The 17,451-nt window shown below is 71.2% G+C and carries 14 protein-coding genes; 11 read left to right on the forward strand and 3 right to left on the reverse strand.

Annotated elements, in window-relative coordinates; genetic code table 11:
• Positions 1 to 45 precede the first annotated feature (45 nt).
• Positions 46 to 882, reverse strand: coding sequence for a hypothetical protein (locus VG899_04485; GenBank protein ID HWA65608.1), 837 nt, complete (start codon positions 880 to 882; stop codon positions 46 to 48).
• A gap of 172 nt (positions 883 to 1,054) precedes the next feature.
• Here VG899_04485 and VG899_04490 point away from each other — a divergent pair, with 172 nt between their 5' ends.
• Complete coding sequence (locus tag VG899_04490) at positions 1,055 to 2,026, forward strand: NADPH:quinone oxidoreductase family protein (protein HWA65609.1); 972 nt, start codon at positions 1,055 to 1,057, stop codon at positions 2,024 to 2,026.
• Between the two features lie 10 nt (positions 2,027 to 2,036).
• Here the strand turns inward: VG899_04490 and VG899_04495 are convergent, their stop codons facing one another.
• Positions 2,037 to 2,915 carry a carbohydrate kinase gene (locus VG899_04495; protein HWA65610.1) on the reverse strand — a complete coding sequence of 293 codons (879 nt, stop codon included), beginning with the start codon at positions 2,913 to 2,915 and terminating at the stop codon, positions 2,037 to 2,039.
• A complete protein-coding gene (locus tag VG899_04500) occupies positions 2,912 to 3,901 on the reverse strand; it encodes an alcohol dehydrogenase catalytic domain-containing protein (GenBank protein ID HWA65611.1) in 990 nt (329 codons plus the stop codon). Before VG899_04500 ends, VG899_04495 begins: the two co-directional genes overlap by 4 nt.
• Positions 3,902 to 4,015: 114 nt before the next feature.
• Between VG899_04500 and VG899_04505 the strand changes: the two genes are divergently transcribed.
• The 10 genes from VG899_04505 to VG899_04550 all read left to right on the forward strand — a co-directional run bounded on the left by VG899_04505 (position 4,016) and on the right by VG899_04550 (position 17,441).
• Positions 4,016 to 5,959 (forward strand): GAF domain-containing protein, encoded by a 1,944-nt coding sequence (locus VG899_04505; GenBank protein HWA65612.1) that lies wholly within the window; start codon positions 4,016 to 4,018, stop codon positions 5,957 to 5,959.
• A 64-nt stretch (positions 5,960 to 6,023) separates the two neighbouring features.
• On the forward strand, positions 6,024 to 6,908 hold the full coding sequence (locus tag VG899_04510) for an alpha/beta hydrolase (protein ID HWA65613.1): 885 nt from the start codon (positions 6,024 to 6,026) through the stop codon (positions 6,906 to 6,908).
• A complete protein-coding gene (locus tag VG899_04515) occupies positions 6,905 to 8,554 on the forward strand; it encodes an ABC transporter substrate-binding protein (GenBank protein HWA65614.1) in 1,650 nt (549 codons plus the stop codon). The genes VG899_04510 and VG899_04515 overlap by 4 nt, the downstream gene beginning before the upstream one ends.
• 1 nt (position 8,555) lies before the next feature.
• Positions 8,556 to 9,443 carry an alpha/beta hydrolase gene (locus VG899_04520; protein HWA65615.1) on the forward strand — a complete coding sequence of 296 codons (888 nt, stop codon included), beginning with the start codon at positions 8,556 to 8,558 and terminating at the stop codon, positions 9,441 to 9,443.
• Positions 9,440 to 10,870 carry an FAD-linked oxidase C-terminal domain-containing protein gene (locus VG899_04525; protein HWA65616.1) on the forward strand — a complete coding sequence of 477 codons (1,431 nt, stop codon included), beginning with the start codon at positions 9,440 to 9,442 and terminating at the stop codon, positions 10,868 to 10,870. Before VG899_04520 ends, VG899_04525 begins: the two co-directional genes overlap by 4 nt.
• Positions 10,867 to 12,876 carry an ATP-binding protein gene (locus tag VG899_04530; GenBank protein ID HWA65617.1) on the forward strand — a complete coding sequence of 670 codons (2,010 nt, stop codon included), beginning with the start codon at positions 10,867 to 10,869 and terminating at the stop codon, positions 12,874 to 12,876. The genes VG899_04525 and VG899_04530 overlap by 4 nt, the downstream gene beginning before the upstream one ends.
• Positions 12,873 to 15,770, forward strand: a complete 2,898-nt coding sequence (locus tag VG899_04535) for an ATP-binding cassette domain-containing protein (GenBank protein ID HWA65618.1) — start codon at positions 12,873 to 12,875, stop codon at positions 15,768 to 15,770. Before VG899_04530 ends, VG899_04535 begins: the two co-directional genes overlap by 4 nt.
• A complete protein-coding gene (locus tag VG899_04540; GenBank protein HWA65619.1) occupies positions 15,767 to 16,129 on the forward strand; it encodes a hypothetical protein in 363 nt (120 codons plus the stop codon). The genes VG899_04535 and VG899_04540 overlap by 4 nt, the downstream gene beginning before the upstream one ends.
• Complete coding sequence (locus tag VG899_04545; GenBank protein ID HWA65620.1) at positions 16,126 to 16,434, forward strand: hypothetical protein; 309 nt, start codon at positions 16,126 to 16,128, stop codon at positions 16,432 to 16,434. The genes VG899_04540 and VG899_04545 overlap by 4 nt, the downstream gene beginning before the upstream one ends.
• On the forward strand, positions 16,431 to 17,441 hold the full coding sequence (locus tag VG899_04550) for a hypothetical protein (protein HWA65621.1): 1,011 nt from the start codon (positions 16,431 to 16,433) through the stop codon (positions 17,439 to 17,441). Before VG899_04545 ends, VG899_04550 begins: the two co-directional genes overlap by 4 nt.
• Positions 17,442 to 17,451 lie beyond the last annotated feature (10 nt).

Raw genomic sequence — 17,451 nt, forward strand, 5'->3', positions numbered from 1 at the left:
GCCGATGTGGCAGACGTCAGTACAACGTGCCCGAGGGGTGAGGCGTTACGCCGCGGTCACCTTGTGCCCGTTTGCGCCGTGTGCCAGCGCGTCCGCCCAGGTGTAGGTGAGAGCCGGCGCGTGCAGGAGCGATCCGACGAGCACCTCGGCGATGGACCCGCCGCCCGGACCGGCCGAGCCGCCGCCGGCGATCAGCGTCGGCAGCCCGCTGAACAGCCCGAGGATGGCGTGCCGGTGACCCCAGCAGCCGGACTGCCCGGGCTGCTTGCAGTCGATGTTGATGCTGCCGTTGGCGGAGTACCCGTCGTCGTACATCCAGTCGTAGTCGCTGGCCAGCGGACCGAAGTCGCCCGCCCAGATCGAGGCGTACTCGCGGACGCCGAGCAGCGTGAGGAGGGCGCCGATCAGCGTGGGGTCGTCATGCGCGACCGCGGCTTGCCGGGCGCTCGGGTTGAGCTTGGCGGCGAGGCCGAGGAACGGCCTCATGCCCCGGTCGACCCGCTCGAGGTTGGTGACCACGAAGGTCTGCTCGGGGATCGTCAGTTCTTTGTAGTCCGTCGGCAGGATCATGCGACGGACACCTTCGGCGACGTGGGCCTTGTTGATGGCGCCGAGCGCCTGCGCGATGCACGAGGCGTTCTGCGGACCGTCACTCGCGCACAACGTGTGGAAGTCGGGCGAGGCGACCAGGTTGGCCCGCGGGTCCCGCAGCTTCGCGGGCTTGCTGCTCGGGTGGCTCGCGACCTGCACGACCGGGGTGGTCGCGGCCGCTGCCGACGTGGCCGTGACGGCGGTCGCGACGGGGATGCCGGAGCCGATCGAGGTGGCCGCGGACAGTGCGAGGACGACGCCTCGCAGGCTGCGGGAGAAGTGACGGTTCATGAGGATCTGCCAGGGTTCGTCTGGTCTTGCGCTGGGTTGGCGTGCTGTGAAAACGCTTGCCCTATAGAGATCGGAAATCCGCAGCGCGGGTTTCGATGCTCCAACCCAGCGACAACATTTCCGGCATACCCGGGCAAGCTCGCGCAGATCGACAGGCGGTAACGTCCGCCGGGTGCGAGCCGTCGAGATCTTTCAGCTGACCGGACCGTCCACCGCGACGCGAGTAGCCGACCTGCCCGACCCGACGTCAGCCGACGGTGTCGTCGTCGAGGTGAAGGCCGCGGGGGTGTCCTTCCCCGAGGTGCTGCAGACCCGCGGTGAGTACCAGTACAAGCCGGACACCCCGTTCGTGCCGGGAAGCGAGGTCGCCGGGATCGTGCGTACCGCCCCGGCAGACTCCGGCTTCGTCCCCGGCGACCGGGTGGTGGCCTTCTGCATGTCGGGCGCCTTCGCCGAGGTGGTGGTCGCGCCGGTCCAGATGACGTTCGCGCTGCCGGACGGTCTCGACTTCGCGCAGGGCGCGGCGTTGATCCTCAACTACCACACCGCCTACTTCGCGCTGGTCACCCGAGGCCGGTTGACGGCGGGCGAGACCGTCCTGATCCACGGCGCCGCCGGCGGCGTCGGTACGGCGACGATCCAGGTGGCCAACGGCCTCGGGGCACGCACCATCGCGGTCGTGTCCAGTGACGAGAAGGCCGCCGTCGCCACGGCGGCCGGTGCGGCGGACGTCGTACGGTCCGACGGCCCGTGGAAGGACGACGTGCTCGCGCTGACCGGTGGGAAGGGTGTCGACCTCGTCATCGACCCGGTCGGCGGCGACCGCTTCACCGACAGTCTGCGCTCGCTCGCGCGCACCGGCCGGCTGGTGGTGGTCGGGTTCACCGGGGGCGCGATCCCGGAGGTCAAGGTCAACCGGCTGCTGCTGCGCAACACCGAGGTGATCGGCGCGGGGTGGGGCGAATACATCATGTCCAGCGGCCTGGCGTACGGCGCTGAGGTCGGTGTCGAGATCGCGAAGCTGGCGGCGGCCGGGCACATCAACCCGCCGATCGGCGCCCGCTTCCCGTTGGAACGTGCCGGCGAGGCACTCGCGCTGCTCGACAACCGGCAGGCCACCGGAAAGGTCGTTCTGGAGCCGTAGCGAAGCGAGCTCAGAAGAGCTCGCCGAGGCGCGGCGGGTCAGCGCCGGCGCGCTCGCACGTCTTGCCGGCGACGAACGAGGCGAACTCCAGCACGAGCTCGAGCTCGCGGCGACCGAGGCCCTCGACCCTCGCCCGGTCGAAGTCCGCGAGCTCAGAGAGCAAGGTCGCCATGAACGCGTCGCCCGCACCGATGGTGTCGACCACGTCGACCGTGGCCGTGCCGACGTGCTTCTCGGTGTGCGCGGTCCACGCCGATGCTCCGCCGGCACCCTTTGTGATGACGACGAGCGCCGGACCGAGACCGAGCAGCCGGCGGGCGAGGTCGTCGAGGTCGACGCCCGGATAGATCGCCGAAGCGTCGTCGTCGCTGAGCTTGAGCACGTCGGCGCGCGCGACGTTGTCCTCGACGATGCGTTGCGGATCACCCGCGACGAGGCCGGCGCGCCAGTTGGGGTCGTAGCTGACCAGGCACGCCTTGGCTAGCCGGTCGACGACGGCGCGGACCTCCTCGGCGCCCGGCGGGAGCGCCGAGCCGAGCGACCCGAAGTGCACCAGGTCCAGCGGCGGCCAGTCGTCGGCGAACCGCGGGTCCCACTCGAGGTCGAACTCGTACGTCGCGTGTCCGGCGGGGTCGATCGCCGCGCGCGCCACCGACGTCTTCGACGAGGTGCGGCCGGTGGTCACGGACACGCCCTCGGCGCGAAGGTGTGAGGTCAGCATCCGGCCGTGCGGGTCGTCGCCGATCGCGGTGAACAGGTGGACGTCGATGTCGAGGCGTGCCAGCGCGACGGCGACGTTGAACGGGCTGCCACCCGGCCGCTCGTGCGAGCTCCCGCCCTGGTCGGTGAAGACGTCGACCAGGGACTCGCCGATCACGCCGATCGTCATGACGACGCGACGATCTCTACTTTCCCGGACCCGCCCGAGCGGAAGACCTCCAGCGCGCTCGGGTAGTCGGCGAGCGAAACGCGGTGTGTGACCAGCGCGGCGGCGACCGTCGGCCGCTCGGAGATGGCGGTGATCGCCCGGTCGAAGCTGCGATGCACGGCCATGCTGCCCACGATGGTGATCTCGCGACGGTAGACGTCGTACGGCGAGAGGTCGACGACGGCGTTCGGCGACGCGACACCGAACAGCAGCATCGCGCCGCCGGTCGCGATCCGGCCGAGCCCGTCGCCGATGGCTGCCGGCACCCCCGTGCAGTCGATCACCACATCGAACTCGGCGACCGGGAACTCGTCCGCGCTGGCAGCGGCGCGAAAACCCAGCGCGCCGGCGCGTGACCGCCGGTCGGGGTTGGGTTCGACGACACTCACCTCGTGGTCGGTCAGGGGCGCGACCGCATCGGCCATCAGCGTTCCGACGGTGCCGGCGCCGTACACCACCCAGCGCGCCGAACGCGGTTGCGCGGGCACCCGGTCCACGCCGTGGATGACGCAGGACATCGGTTCGATCAATGCGGCGGCGTCGAGCCGGAAGCCGTCCGGCAGGAGTCGGCAGACGCCGGCGGGCGCGGCGACGTACTCCGCGCAGGCGCCGTCGCGCGTCACACCGATCGCGGAGTAGTTCTCACAGAGGTTCGACCGCCCGTTGCGGCAGGGCGGGCAGGCGCCACATGGCAGGTTCGGATCGACCGCGACGAGTGACCCGGTCGGCGGGCCGCCGTCGATGGTGTGGACCACCCGCCCGTAGAACTCGTGCCCCGGTACGAGCGGGTAGCGGGCGCCGGGCAGGACTCCTTCGACGAGGTGGACGTCGGTCCCGCAGATGCCGCAGCCGGCGACCGCGACGACGACCTCGTCTGCTGCCGGGGTCGGGTCAGGGACGTCGCGAACCGCGACCTGGTCGGGACCTTCGATCACTGCCGCACGCATCGCGCGTCCATCCTCCCGTACCCGCCATCGTGCGCCGTACGTGCATTGCCTCTATGGATCGGCCGATTTAGCGTCGAGCACCTCCACAACCCGGTGCTGGCCCAAGGAGCGCGCATGCCACCGACCGCAAAGCCAGCCAACGCCGCGGCGAAGCTCACCAGCGCCGCGGGGACGGCCGGCTGGCTCGAGGTCCTCGCCGGCGGCGCGGACGTGGCGGTCATCGAGGAGCACCGGGCGCGGCTGCTCGCCGCGGCGAAGGACGAAGCAGGGCGCGCGGATGTCGAGCGCGCCGCCAACCAGGCGCTGCGGCTGCACGCCCAGCTGCGTGAGCACCGGCAGCGCCTCGCCGAGCTGGGCGCGCTGCACGAGCTGACGCTGCGGCTGGCGGGGGTGCGCAACCTCGACGCGCTCCTGCAGGACATCGTCACCGAGGCCCGCCGGCTGCTCGACGTCGACGTTGCCTATCTCGCGCTGCGCGAGCCCGACGACTCGCTGCCCATCAGGGTCACCGATGGGTCGCTCGGCCCGCACCTGCGGGGCGTCGTGATCCCGCCGCACGTCGGCGTCGCCGGTCGCGTCGTCGACAGCGGCGAACCGGTCAGCAGCATCGACTACCTCGGTGACGCCGAGCTGCACCACCGTGACGACGTCGATCGCATCGCGCGCACCGAAGAGCTGCGAACCATCGCGGGCGTCCCGATGCGGCTGCGCGGCGACATCATCGGCGTGCTGATGATCGCGCAGCGAGACGTCCGGCCGCCGTCGCCGAACGAGATGTCGATGCTCGGGTCGCTCGCCTCGTTTGCGGCGATCGCCATCGACTCGGCGCGACAGCTCGAGGACCACGTCCGGGCGGCGGCCGAGACCGCCGCGGCGCACGAGGCGTTGCGGGTCCAGGCGGAGGGCACCGCTCGCGCGGCAACCCTGCACGAGCGGCTCATGGACGTCGCGTTGTCCGGTGGCGGGGTCGGCAAGGTGATCGAAGCGCTCTCCGAAGTGGTGCAAGGCGTCGTCGCCTTTGCGGATGAGTCCGACGTCGTCGTTGCTGCGGCGCAGGACGGCAAGCCGGTGGCGGGCGTCACGGTGCGCGAGGTCGACGGCGCTGCGCCGTCGACGACGTTCCGGCCCCTCGCCCAACGCCACACCTATCTTGCCGACGGTCTGACCACGGTCCCGGTCGCTTCCGCCGACTCCTACTTCGGTGCCCTTCAGGTGGCGACCGACGACGGCCTCGACGACGTGGCGCGTCGGCTGCTGGAGCGTTCGGCGTTGACGATCGCGTTGGTGGTCGCCTCAGAGCGGGCGGTCAGCGACGCGGAGCGGCGCACCAGCGCGGAGGTCCTCGAGCAGCTGCTCACCCGGCGGATCGAGGACCTGCCCGGTTTCACCCGGCGGGCGCGCAGCCTCGGACTCGACGTGACGGCGCGCCACGTGGTCGCCGTCGCCGCCGTCGAGGCGAACCGCGCCCTGCCGGTCCTTGTCGGCTTGGAACGCCACGCCCAGGACCACGGCGGGCTGGCTGCTCGGCTCGGCGGCCAGGTCGTCGCCGTCGTACGTTCGGACGACCTCGACGAGGCGCGCGCGGCGATCGCCGCGATCGCGCCCCGGACGACGATCGGCGTTGCCGGCCCGGTCGCCGGACCCGACGCTCTCAAGCAGTCCTACGACGACGCCGCCGCGTGCGCATCCGTGCTGACCGCGCTCGGTCGCGACGGCGAGTGCGCCGGACCGGAGGACTTCGGGCCCTACCGGTTCCTGTTGGCGCGCGCGGGCCGCCAGGACGTCGGCCGGTTCATCGAGCGCACCATCGGTCCGCTCATCGAGCACGACGCCAACCGGGGCGCCGAACTTGTGAAGACCGCAGACATCTTCCTGGCGGCAGGGCGCCAGCACGCGGCCGCTTCCGCGGAGCTCAACATCCATCCGAACACGCTCTACCAGCGGCTGCAGCGCATCAGCCGTCTGCTCGGCGAGGGGTGGCGATTCGGTGACCGTGCTCTCGACATGCAGATGGCGCTGCGCCTGCACCGACTGCTCGCCGGAGATTCTCCCTACTGATCGCGCGAACCCATGTGGGAAACCCACCTGTTGTGGCGTCCGAGCCGCTCGTAGCGTCCATGACATGACGATCGACATCCGCGGCGAGGTGCGCACAACCACCGTTGGTGCCCGGACCGTGGCCTGGACGACGTACGGCGACCCCACCGGGACGCCGGTCGTCTACTTCCATGGCGCCGGCGGTTCGCGGCTGGAGGCGAGCTATCTCGACTCCGACGCCGCGGCCGCCGGGCTGCGGGTGATCTCGGTCGACCGGGCGGGCTGTGGCCGTACCGACCCGATGCCGTCACGCACCCTGCTCAGAACTGTCCGCGACCTCGACGCCGTGCTCGCGGTGGAGGACGTGGAGCGGTTCTCGGTGTGCGGACTGTCGGCGGGCGCCATGTACACATGGGCGAGCGCCGAGGTCTATCGCGACCGGGTCGACCGCGCAGTGCCGATCAGCCCGCCGGCGAACGGCGAGCCTCACCGGGATGTGCGGGCCGCGTTCGGGTTCCAGTTCAAACTGACCGCCTTCCTGTCCTTGCACGCGGCGGGCGTGCTGGCCGCGATGCAGCGCAAGCAGTCGAGGGGCTTCGACCGTCCGGACGGTCAGGCGCGGTTCGTCAAGGCGATGCGCAAGATCTCCCCGGACGACGCGACGCTGCTAGAGGACAAGACGATGTACGACACGTTCCGGGCCATCAGCACCGAAGGGCGTCGGCAAGGACATCTGGGTGGTGAGGAGTTCGGCCTCGCATGGCGGCCGTGGGGATTCGACCCGGCGACGCAGACCGTGCCGTGCACCGTCGTCTACGGCGCTACCGATCCGCTGACGCCGGCGATTCGTGCGTGGTTGCGCCACGCCCCTGACGTAGTGGGGGTGGAGGTCCCGGGCGGTCATCTCCAGATCGCGATGCCCACCGGCCGTGCCGCGGTGATCGCGGCGCTGACCTCGCGCGCCGCGTGAGTCACCACCGGCGAGCCGCGCGCGCCGCGTTGCCGGCGGCGCTCGCACTCGCGGCCGCGCTGCTCGCAGGCTGCGGGACGACCGTCCCGTTGCAGACGCAGCAGTACGTCTACGGCGGCGGCACCGCAGCCACGGGCGGCAGCCTCAGCGACGGACTCGGTGACAACGGTCTCGGGGGCACCGGCGACGAGCCGGGCGGGCAGTCGTCGGCGCCGCTGCCGGGCCAGAGCACCGCGCCGGGCCAGACGACGCTGCCTGGCACAGGCGTGACCTCCGGCGGCAACCCGGGTGCTGAGACGGGTTCGACAGGCGCGCCGTCGTCCGGCGGCAAGCCCGGCAAGCCCGTCGTCACGCCCGCGAAGCCCGGCAAGGTCGACACCGGCTACGACGCGATCCCCAAGACCGGCCCCGGGTGGGACGCGCACAACGTGTACATCGGCGTCACCACGGTCAACGACATCGCCACTGTCGCAACCGCACTCGGCCTGAAGTCGGCCAACCCGGGCAACCAGGTCAAGGACGGCCAGGCCATGATCGCCGAGCTGAACCGTGAGGGCGGCTTGTTCGGCCGCAAGGTGGTGCTCGCCGCCGACAACGAGTCGACCGCGTCGCTGCTCGTCGACCCCGACCAGGACGCCTCCCAGGCGTGCACCCACTTCACGCAGGACCGCCCGGTCATCGCGGTCTGGAACACCCTCACCCCGCTGGACACGCCCACGTTCCGCTCCTGCTTCGCGCAGGCGCACATCCCGTTGCTCAGCGGATCGATTGCACCGACCGACACCGCCGCGCTCAACGACCTGCACGGCTACGCGATCTCGGTGATCTCGCCGAGCTTCACCGACCTCGCGCCCACCCTCGTCGCCAGGCTGAAGGCCGAAGGCTTCTTCACCGGCTGGAACACGACGACCGGCGCGCCGGGCAGCGCGCCGATCAAGGTCGGGATCATCGCGAAGAACGACCCGACCGGGGCGCGGGCGGCGGCGTTGCTGTCGGCCGCGCTTGCGCGGGCGGGCTACGCACCGACGGCGCAGTTCAACTACACCGTCGGTGCCAGCGGTACGACGTCGAACCTGAGCAGTGCCGTCCTTCAGTTCCGGGCGCGCGGGATCACGCACATCTTCTCGACCGACAACGGGTACGCGTCGTTCCTCGAGAGCGCGAACAGCCAGCACTACTACCCGCGGTCGGCGATCTCGTCGTTCCAGACCCCGGAGCTGCTGCAGGCCAACGCCCCGAAGAAGGAGCTGGTCGGCGCGCTGGGGATCGGCGCCGACCCGAGCATCGACGTCGCGCAGGCGCAGGACCCCGGCTACATCACGCCCGCGGAGAAGACGTGCCTGCTCTCGCAGCAGAAGCTCCAGTCGTACTCCGGACTGCGCTTCGCGGAGGCGATCGGTCTCGAATACTGCGACGCGTTCCGGCTGATCCGCGCGGCCGCGCTGGCGGCGGGCGGGCTGACCGGTCCGGATCTCGTGAAGGGTCTGCAGCTCGCCGGCCCGACGTACGTCCCGTCGATCTCGTTCGCGAGCGGGCTGCACACCAACGACTTCGCGCTCCCCGGCGCCGGGCGCGACCTCGCTTTCGAGACCAAGTGTCAGTGCTTCGCCTACACGTCGACGACCAACTACCGCTTCGGGGACTGAGATGACGGAGTCGAGATACAGCCGCAAGGGCGTGAAGGTCGACGGCGGCTTGCTGATGGTCGGGGAGTGGGCGGCCGACAGTCCGCCGGTCGTCGCGATCCACGGCGTGTCGAGCACGCATCTGCTCTGGCAGTGGACCGCGGCGGCGGCGCCCGGCGTGCGACTGGTCGCGCCGGACCTGCGCGGGCGGGGCAGCAGCGTCGACGTCGCGGGACCGTACGGCCTGACGCGACACCGTGACGACGTGCTCACGGTGATGGACTCGATGGGGATCGACAAGGCGGTCGTCGCCGGCATGTCGATGGGTGGATTCGTCGCGACGGCGCTGGCTGACTTCGCCCCCGACCGGGTCAGTGAGCTGTTGCTGGTCGACGGCGGCCCGCCGATGACCCCGCCGACGGCGCCTGCCGCGGCCGAGACCTCCAGCGAGGAGCCCCTTGCCGACCGGCTCGAGCGCACCGACCGGACCTACGCCCGAGTCGAGGACTACAAGCGCACCTTCCTCGGCGGCGTCGGTGCCTCCCTCGACCCCGACGACGCGCTGCTGACCGACTACCTGCGCTACGACCTGGTCGGGCAGGCGCCCGAGCTCGAAGTGCGGCTTGCGCCGGACGCTGTCCGGCAGGACGCCGCAGACGTGTTCTTCGGCTGCCCGGTTGAGGAGTGGATGGCGGGGCTCACCATGCCCGTCACCCTGCTCTACGCCGAGTGGTCGATCGGTGCCGGCTCCGATCCGGCGTACCCCGAAGACGTCGTCGACGGGTGGCGGGCGCGGCTGCCCCAGCTGCAGGCGAGGCTCGTGCCCGGCGTCGACCACGCGGGCAGCGCGATGTCGGCGACCGGGGCCAAGGAGATCGCGGTCGAGCTCCAGCGAGCCGTCGGGCGATGACCGCCGTCGAGGCAGGGCCGCCGGCGGTGTCGGCGGCACAACTCGTGGAGCTGCTCGGCCGCGAGTTGCCTGCCGACCGCGTGGTCGTCGACGCCGACGTCCTCGACAGCCTCTCTCGCGACCAGGCGGCGTGGGCGCCGGTCGGCGCGGCCGTCGCCGCAATCCGTGCCCGCACCACCGCCGAGGTGGCTGCTGTGGTGGCGACCTGCGCGACGCTCGGCGCGCCGGTGGTGGCTCGTGGCGCCGGGACCGGCTTGTCGGGCGGCGCGAACGCCGTCGACGGCTGCGTGGTCCTCGACCTGTCGAAGATGGACGCGATCGTCGAGATCGATCGCGACAACTTGGTGGCGGTGGTCGAGCCGGGCGTCGTCAACGACGACCTCAAGGCCGCCGTCAAGGAGCTCGGGCTGTGGTACCCGCCGGATCCGGCCAGCTCGCCGTGGTCGACGATCGGCGGCAACGTCGCGACCAACGCCGGCGGGTTGTGTTGCCTCAAGTACGGCGTCACCCGCGACTACGTGATCGGCCTCGAGGCAGTGGTCGGCGGCTCATCGGGTTACGGCACCGTCGCGCGCCTCGGCCGGCGTACGACGAAGGGCGTCGCGGGCTACGACCTGGTCGGACTGATGACCGGGTCGGAAGGCACGCTGGGCATCGTCACGCAGGCGACCGTCAGACTGCGCCCGCAAGTCACGGGGGTGCCGCGCACGGTGGTCGGCAGCTTCGACAAGCTCGTCCAGGCCGGCGAGGCCGTCGCGCTGATCACCCGTCGGGGGCTGGTACCGGTCGCGTTGGAGCTGCTCGACCGCTACTGCATGCAAGCTGTCGAGGACTGGAAGCATCTCGGGCTCAGCCTCGACGCCGAGGCGCTGTTGCTGGCCCGGGTGGACACCCCCGGGGAGTCGGGCGCGACCGAGGCGCAGGCGATCGTCGACGCGTTCACGGAGTGCGGCGCCAACTGGGCGGAGCAGTCGACCGACGACGCCGAAGCCGAGGCACTGTTCGCCGCGCGCCGCCTCGCCTATCCCGCACTCGAACGGCTCGGCCCGGTGCTGACCGAGGACGTGTGCGTGCCGCGTTCGGAGGTTCCCGGCATGCTCGCCGCCATCGAGGAGATCGCGCGACGGTACGACGTGAAGATCGCGAGCATCGCGCACGCCGGCGACGGCAACCTCCACCCGCTGATCATCGGCGCCGCCGGCGACGGCGCTCCGCCGCCCGCGGCGCTGGCAGCCTTCGAGGAGATCCTCGACGCCGCGATCGCGCGGCGCGGCACGGTCACCGGAGAGCACGGCGTCGGCGTCCTGAAAGCAGGGGGCATGCAGCGCGAGCTCGCTCCAGCCGCCGAGTCACTGATGCACGACGTCAAGGCGGCGCTCGACCCGCGCAACCTGTTCAATCCCGGCAAGGTGCTCGCCGCCCGATGAGCAGCCCCGGACGGCGCGGACTGTGGACGCTCGTCGCGCTCGGCCTGCTCGCCGGTGTCGCCGACCTCCAGCCTTACGGCGTCTCGCTGTTCATGCCGCAGCTCGCAACCAGCCTCAAGGTGACGGCGCTGTCGCTGATCAGCGTGCGGGGACCGGCGATCGGCGTCGCCTACCTGCTGCCCTTCGCCGTGCCGATGCTCACCGAGCGCCGGGCCGTCGCGGTGCGTACCTGGACGACCCGGGTCAGCGCGATCGCGTGCGCGCCGGTGTTGGCGCTCACCGGCGAGGTGCATGGGGTGTGGGCGCTGGTGGGCGTGTTGTGCCTCGGTGTCGTTGTCGCTGCGCCGGGCCAGGTGCTCCAGCGCTCGACCGCGATCGCCGAGGTATCGGACGGCCGACGGATCCGAGCGCTCGCCGTGCTGCAGGCGGGTGTCCTGCTGGCGCAGGTCACCCTTCCGTTCGGTGTTCTGCTCGCCGGCGGGGCGAGCTGGGACAACGCGCTGGTCGTTGCCGCGGTCGTGGCCGTCGTGGTTGCGGTGCTGGCATCGGGATTGCAGCGGGCGACCGAGCCGTTCGCCCCCGCCTTGCCGCCGGTCGCCGAGGCGCCGAACTTGCCGGAGCTGCTCCGCACCTGGCAGGCGTCACGATCGCTGCTCGGTATCGGCGCGGTGATCGTGGCGCTGGGCATGCTGTCGATGTCCTACGAGCTCGTGCTGTCGATCTACCTGCACCAGCACTGGAAGCTCGGGACGCGCGGTGTCAGCGGAGTGTTCCTCGCGATGTCCCTCGCGGGGTTGGTCCTCGTCGTGGCGACCGCGAACTACGCCGATCGGCTGCTCACGACTGCTCCGGCGCGCCTGGCCCGCCTCACGTGGGTGGCGATGGCGACGGGCTCGGCCCTGCTGCTGGTCGGTCCGGCGCTGTCCGACCGCGACGCGATGGCGGTCCTGGTCACTGCCGGCTACGCACTTGCGAGCGCAGTGCTTCCCGTCATGGTGGGTTTCGCGCTCACCCTCGTCCCTGCACAACAACGGACCTGGCTGTCGGCGGTGTCGCTGGTCCTGCTCGCGCTCGGCGGCGTGCTTGGTGTCGTCCTCGAGGTCTGCGTCGCCGATCGGTACGGCGCCCCGAACGCGCTCGTCGCCGTCGCCGGCATGGGGGTGATCGCGGCGCTGGTGTGGCGCTGGGCGAGCGCTTATGTCGAGGCCGATCGAGGCCGAAGTGAAAGGCAGAGTCTGGGCGTGCGGCCGGAGGGGGCCGCGCGGTCGGACGCGCTCCTCGACTGCCGCGACATCGACTTCTCCTACGGATCGCTACAGGTCCTGTTCGGCGTCGACGCCCATGTCGACGAAGGCGAGATCGTCGGGCTGCTCGGCACGAACGGCGCCGGCAAGTCCACCCTGCTGCGCGTCATCTCCGGTCTCGGAATCCCGCAGCGCGGCAACGTCACCTTCGACGGGCGCGACATCACCTATCTCGACGCCGAAGCCCGGGTCCGGATCGGCATCACGCAGGTGCCCGGCGGCAAGGCCGTGTTCCGGTCGATGAACGTGGTGGAGAACCTGCAGAGCTTCGGCTACACGCTCGGCCGGGACCGGCGAGCCGTCGACGAGGCGATCGAGCGGTGCTTCGAGGCGTTCCCTCGGCTGAAGGAGCGTCGTACCTCCTCGGCCGCGATGCTCTCCGGCGGTGAGCAGCAGATGGTCGCGCTGTCGAAGGCGCTGATCCTTCGCCCGAGGGTGCTGCTGATCGACGAGCTGTCACTCGGGCTGGCGCCGGTGATCGTCACCCGGCTGCTCGACATGGTGCGCCGGATCAACGCCGACGGCACCGCGGTGGTGATCGTCGAGCAGAGCGTCACGACCGCGTTGTCGCTCGTCGACCGCGCGTACTTCATGGAGAAGGGTGAGGTGCGCTTCGACGGGCCGGCAGCCGACCTGATCGATCGCCACGACCTGCTCCGCGCGGTCTTCCTCGAGGGCGCCGCGAAGGGCGTCGTCGCGTGACGGGCCGGCTGCGGCTCGCCGCGATGTGCGCGGCTGGTCTGGTCGCGCTGTGGCTCGTGCTCGACTTCGTGCTGCCGCACGTCATCTCGACCAGCGAAACCTCGACCGGTCACTGGCAGACGCCGTTGCCGGTGGTGGTCCTCGGGCTGATCGAGGGTGCGTCGTACGGGCTGCTCGCGGCGGGCCTGGTGTTGATCTACCGGTCCAACAAGATCATCAACTTCGCGCACGGAGAGGTGGGCGCGTTCGCCGCCTCGTTCTTCGCGATCGAGGTCACGACCTGGCACGTGCCGTTCTGGCTGGCCCTCGTCCCGGCGCTGATCGTGGCGGCGTTGATCGGCGTACTGATCGACAACACCGTCGTGCGCTGGTTGCGCAACGCGCCCGCCGTCATGAGCGTCGTCGCGACGCTGATCGCCGGGGAGAGTCTCGGCGGCTTCTCGCAGGTGATCAACAGCCACGCGGTCAACGGGATCGTCACGATCCCGCAGCCGCCGGGCCTGCCGACCTTCAGCGTGGGTGCACTGCTCGTCACCCAGTCCTACGTCGCCATCCTGATCATCGCGCCGATCGCGGTCGCGGCGGTTGGGATGTTCCTGAAGTTCAGCCGGACCGGTCGCGGCATCCGCTCGGCTGCCGACAACCCTGACGCGGCGCGCATGGCCGGCATCCCGGTCAACCTCATGAGCTCGATCGCATGGGCGGTCGCCGGCGGTCTTGCCGCGCTCACCGCCATCCTGACCGCGCCCTCGGTCGGGTCCAGCGGTGAAGGGTTCGGCCCGTCGCTGCTGCTCATCGCCTTGACCGGTGCGGTGCTCGCGAGGATGCGCAGCCTGCCGGGTGCGATGGCGGGTGGGCTCGGGATCGGCGTGCTCGAGCAGCTGCTGGCGTGGAACTCGCAGAACGGCGGCATCGTCGAGATGGCGCTGTTCGTGCTGATCGTGGTCGGCCTGCTGGTGCAGCGTCAGCCGATCGGACGCAGCGAGGACAAGGGCTCGTGGTCGGTCATCACGCCGAGCCGGCCGCTGCCCGCCACCGTGCGTGCCTTGCCGTCGGTGAAGGTGCTCGAACGGGCGCCGTGGGTCGTGCTGTTCGCGATCCTCGCGGCGCTCCCGTTGCTGGTCGACAACGGCACCAGCCAGTCGCTGACCGTCACCGTCGCCTTCACGATCGTCGCGCTGGCGCTCGGGATCGTGACCGGGCTCGGCGGGCAGTTGTCCCTCGGACAGTTCGCGATCTCGGCTGTCGGCGCCTACGCCTCGTGGCAGATCGCCCGACGAACCGGCAACTACGTCGAGTCCTTCGCCTATGCCGCCGGTGCCGGCGCGTTGCTCTGCGTGCTGCTCGGCCTTCCCGCCGTCAAGGCGCGCGGGCTGATGTTCGCGGTGACGACGCTCGCCTTCAGCCTCGTCGTACCGGACTTCCTGCTCGGCGAGCACTGGGTGCTCGGCACCGGTCAGATCCCGGGCCGTCCGATCATCCACGGGCACGCCATCGCGTCTGGCCACGCGTACTACTACTTCGCGGTGTGCATTCTGGTGATCGCGCTGCTGTTCTCGCACAACGTGCGCCGCGGCGGGCTGGGACGTCGGCTGGTGGCCGTCCGGGACAACGAAGATGCGGCGCGCTCGTTCTCGATCAGCGCGACGTGGACGAAGATGCAGTGCTACGCCCTCGCCGGTGCGCTGACCGGCGTCGCCGGCGCGATGTACGGCCATTCGCTGCCGCAGATCGGCTACGACGGGTGGCCGGTCACGGCCAGCCTCGGCGTCGTCCAGATCGCTGTGGTCGGCGGGCTGGGCACCCTCGCCGGTCCGATCTTCGGGGCCGCCGTCGTCTCGGGACCGACGTACGCCACCATCGGCGCGCTCGGCAACGCGCTGCTCGGCCAGGTCTACCTCTGGACCGTGCTGTTCCTTCCGGGCGGCATCGTGCAGCTCCCGCTGGCGTTGCGCAACCGCGTCGCGGCGTGGCTCGCCGGCCGCGCCGGGATCGACTTCGCCGCCGCCGCCGCGGCCGAGCGCGGCATCACCGAGGCCGCCACCGAACCGCGGGCGATCCCGGAGTTCGCGCGCCCGGTGCATCGTCGCGTCTCGGGGACTGGGGCGCTGCTGGAGGTCCGTGACCTGCGGGTGTCCTTCGGCGGGGTCCGCGCGGTGCGCGGGATGTCCTTCGAGGTGCGGGAGGGCGAGACGCTTGGTCTGATCGGTCCGAACGGCGCAGGGAAGACGACGACCTTCGAGCTGATCGCGGGCTTCGTCCGACCCGACGGCGGCTCGGTGTCCTTCCGCGGGGCCGACATCACGAGGCTCTCGCCCGAGGCGCGGGCCCGGCGAGGGCTGATCCGGTCGTTCCAGGACGCCGCGTTGTTCCCGACGCTCACCGTCGCCGACTGCGTCGCGCTCTCCCTCGAGCGGACCGCGCCGACCTCCGTCGCGCTCGCCTCACTCGGGATCCGGCCGGGGGAGCGACGCAAGCGGTCGGACGCCGATGAGCTGCTGGACTGGATGGGCCTGGCGCGCTACCGGTCGAGTGTGATCGGCGAGCTGTCGACCGGCACCCGGCGGATCACCGAGATCGCCTGTCTGGTGGCGTTGCAGCCGGAGCTGCTGCTTCTCGACGAGCCGTCGTCAGGCGTGGCGCAGCGGGAGACGGAGGCGCTCGGCGAGCTACTTGCGAGGCTGCGCCGTGAGCTGTCGTTGACGATGGTCGTGATCGAGCACGACATGCCACTGATCATGGGCTTGTCGGATCGGATCGTCTGCATGGCCGACGGTGAGGAGATCGCGATCGGTACGCCGGAACAGGTCCAGCGCCACCCTGCCGTCATCACGGCGTACCTCGGTGGCGAGGTCACCAGGGCAGCCGAAGCCCCGGTAGGAGCGTCACGATGATCGGACGGGTACGCGAGCTCGTGAGGTTGCCGAGGACCTGGACGTGTCTGGGCATGGCGGTCCTCGCCGCCGGATGCGTGCTGCTGGCCATCGGGTGGAGCCTGGTGGCGGGCAAGTCGGAAGTGGCGTTGCAGATCCCCTACCTGCTCTCGGCGGCGCTACCCGGGGTCGGACTCATCGTGGTGGGGGTCGGACTGGTCGTCGTCGGAGTCCGCGAGGCCGACGCGCGAGCCCGCCGCGCCCAGCAGCAAGAGCTGGCGTCGCTGCTGACGGTGCTGCGCGACGAGCTGACAGCGCCGTCGGCGCCGCCCGCGGCGCCGACCGCTCGTCCCCGCCGGGCCCGCAAGGAGGCCGGATGAAGCGCCCCGCCGACAACCCGGCGCTGCCGAGCCTGTTGCTGTTCGCCGGCATGGTTGTGGCCGGCTTCGTGGCGATGGGGCTGGGGTGGCGGGTCGCGGCGCGGACGCTGAACGTCGCCGTGCAGGTGCCCGCCGTCGTCAGCGGTGGGCTGGGCGGGCTCGTGCTCATCGTGATCGGCACCGGCCTGTTCGTCGCTCAGCTGGGGCGTGCAGCGGCCGCTGAAGAGCGCACCGATCTCGACGACGTCCTCGATCGCACGTCCGAGGTCATCCAGGCGGTCCGCTCCGCCGGCGGCGAGCGATGAGGGCCGGGCTGCGGCTGGCCGTCGCCGCGTTCGCGATCGGGGCCGCCGTGCTGCCGGCTGCCACGGCCAGCGGCGTCGTCGCAACCGGTGGCACGCGATCGGTGCTCGTCACCCGGCAGCCGGTCGTGCCGGACGTGCTGCATCCGAAGATCACGGCGGCCGCTTGGTTCCAACCCGATCCGCTGTGTGCCACTCCGCTCGGATGCGGGTTCATCCCGCTGCCGGCGCTCTCGCCGTACCCGAAAGGGACCTTCCACGTCGGCACCGCCGTCGGGCGGCAGATCGCTCGCGCTTTCATCGCGGTACGGCTCAGCGCCCGGGCACAGCGCGCGGACGGCGGGACGCTGACCGTCCCGCTCGACACGTCGGTGGCTGACGGCAGCATCGACCCGCAAGCCGCGAAGGTGAACGTCTGTGTCACCTATCAGGCGATCACCGACACCGAAGGCGGCTTCGACAATCCGCCTTCGGTGAACTGCCTGCCCGCCGCCCACGCGAAGTACGTCGCGAAACCGACGCCACGTCTGGTCGCCGACCTCCGCCGGCTCGGGCCGCTGGCGGGGGTGAAAGGGTTCGCGCTGCTGCCCGCCGACGCCGCGCCCACGACCGCGTGGCAGATCGCGTTCCGCCTCGCCCACGCAGCAAGTTCCGCCGGCCCGCGGCTGCGCCTGCTGACCCGGGCCGCGCACCCGGCAGCCGCGAAGACCCCGCCCACCAAAACCCCGGGTGCGCAGCATCACACCGCGGCGGGCACCTCGGAAGGCGGGCGGCGGGCAGCGGGGCCGAGCGTCGGCGGCGACGTACCCATGCCCGCGCTGCCCTCGACCGCCGAGACCGCGCCGCCGACCGACCCGCGGCCGGTGATCGCGCGGCGGACCACGCAGCTTCGGCGGCTGGTGACAGTCGGCTACCAGTACCCGCAGGTGTGGCTGCTGCCGCTGGCGCTGATCGTGCTCATCCCGTTCACGCTGCGGGCACTGACGAAAGACCTCACCCGCCGGCGCTGAACCGAACCGC

This window comes from Mycobacteriales bacterium (assembly GCA_035550055.1).
Taxonomy (GTDB): domain Bacteria; phylum Actinomycetota; class Actinomycetes; order JAFAQI01; family JAFAQI01; genus DASZTV01.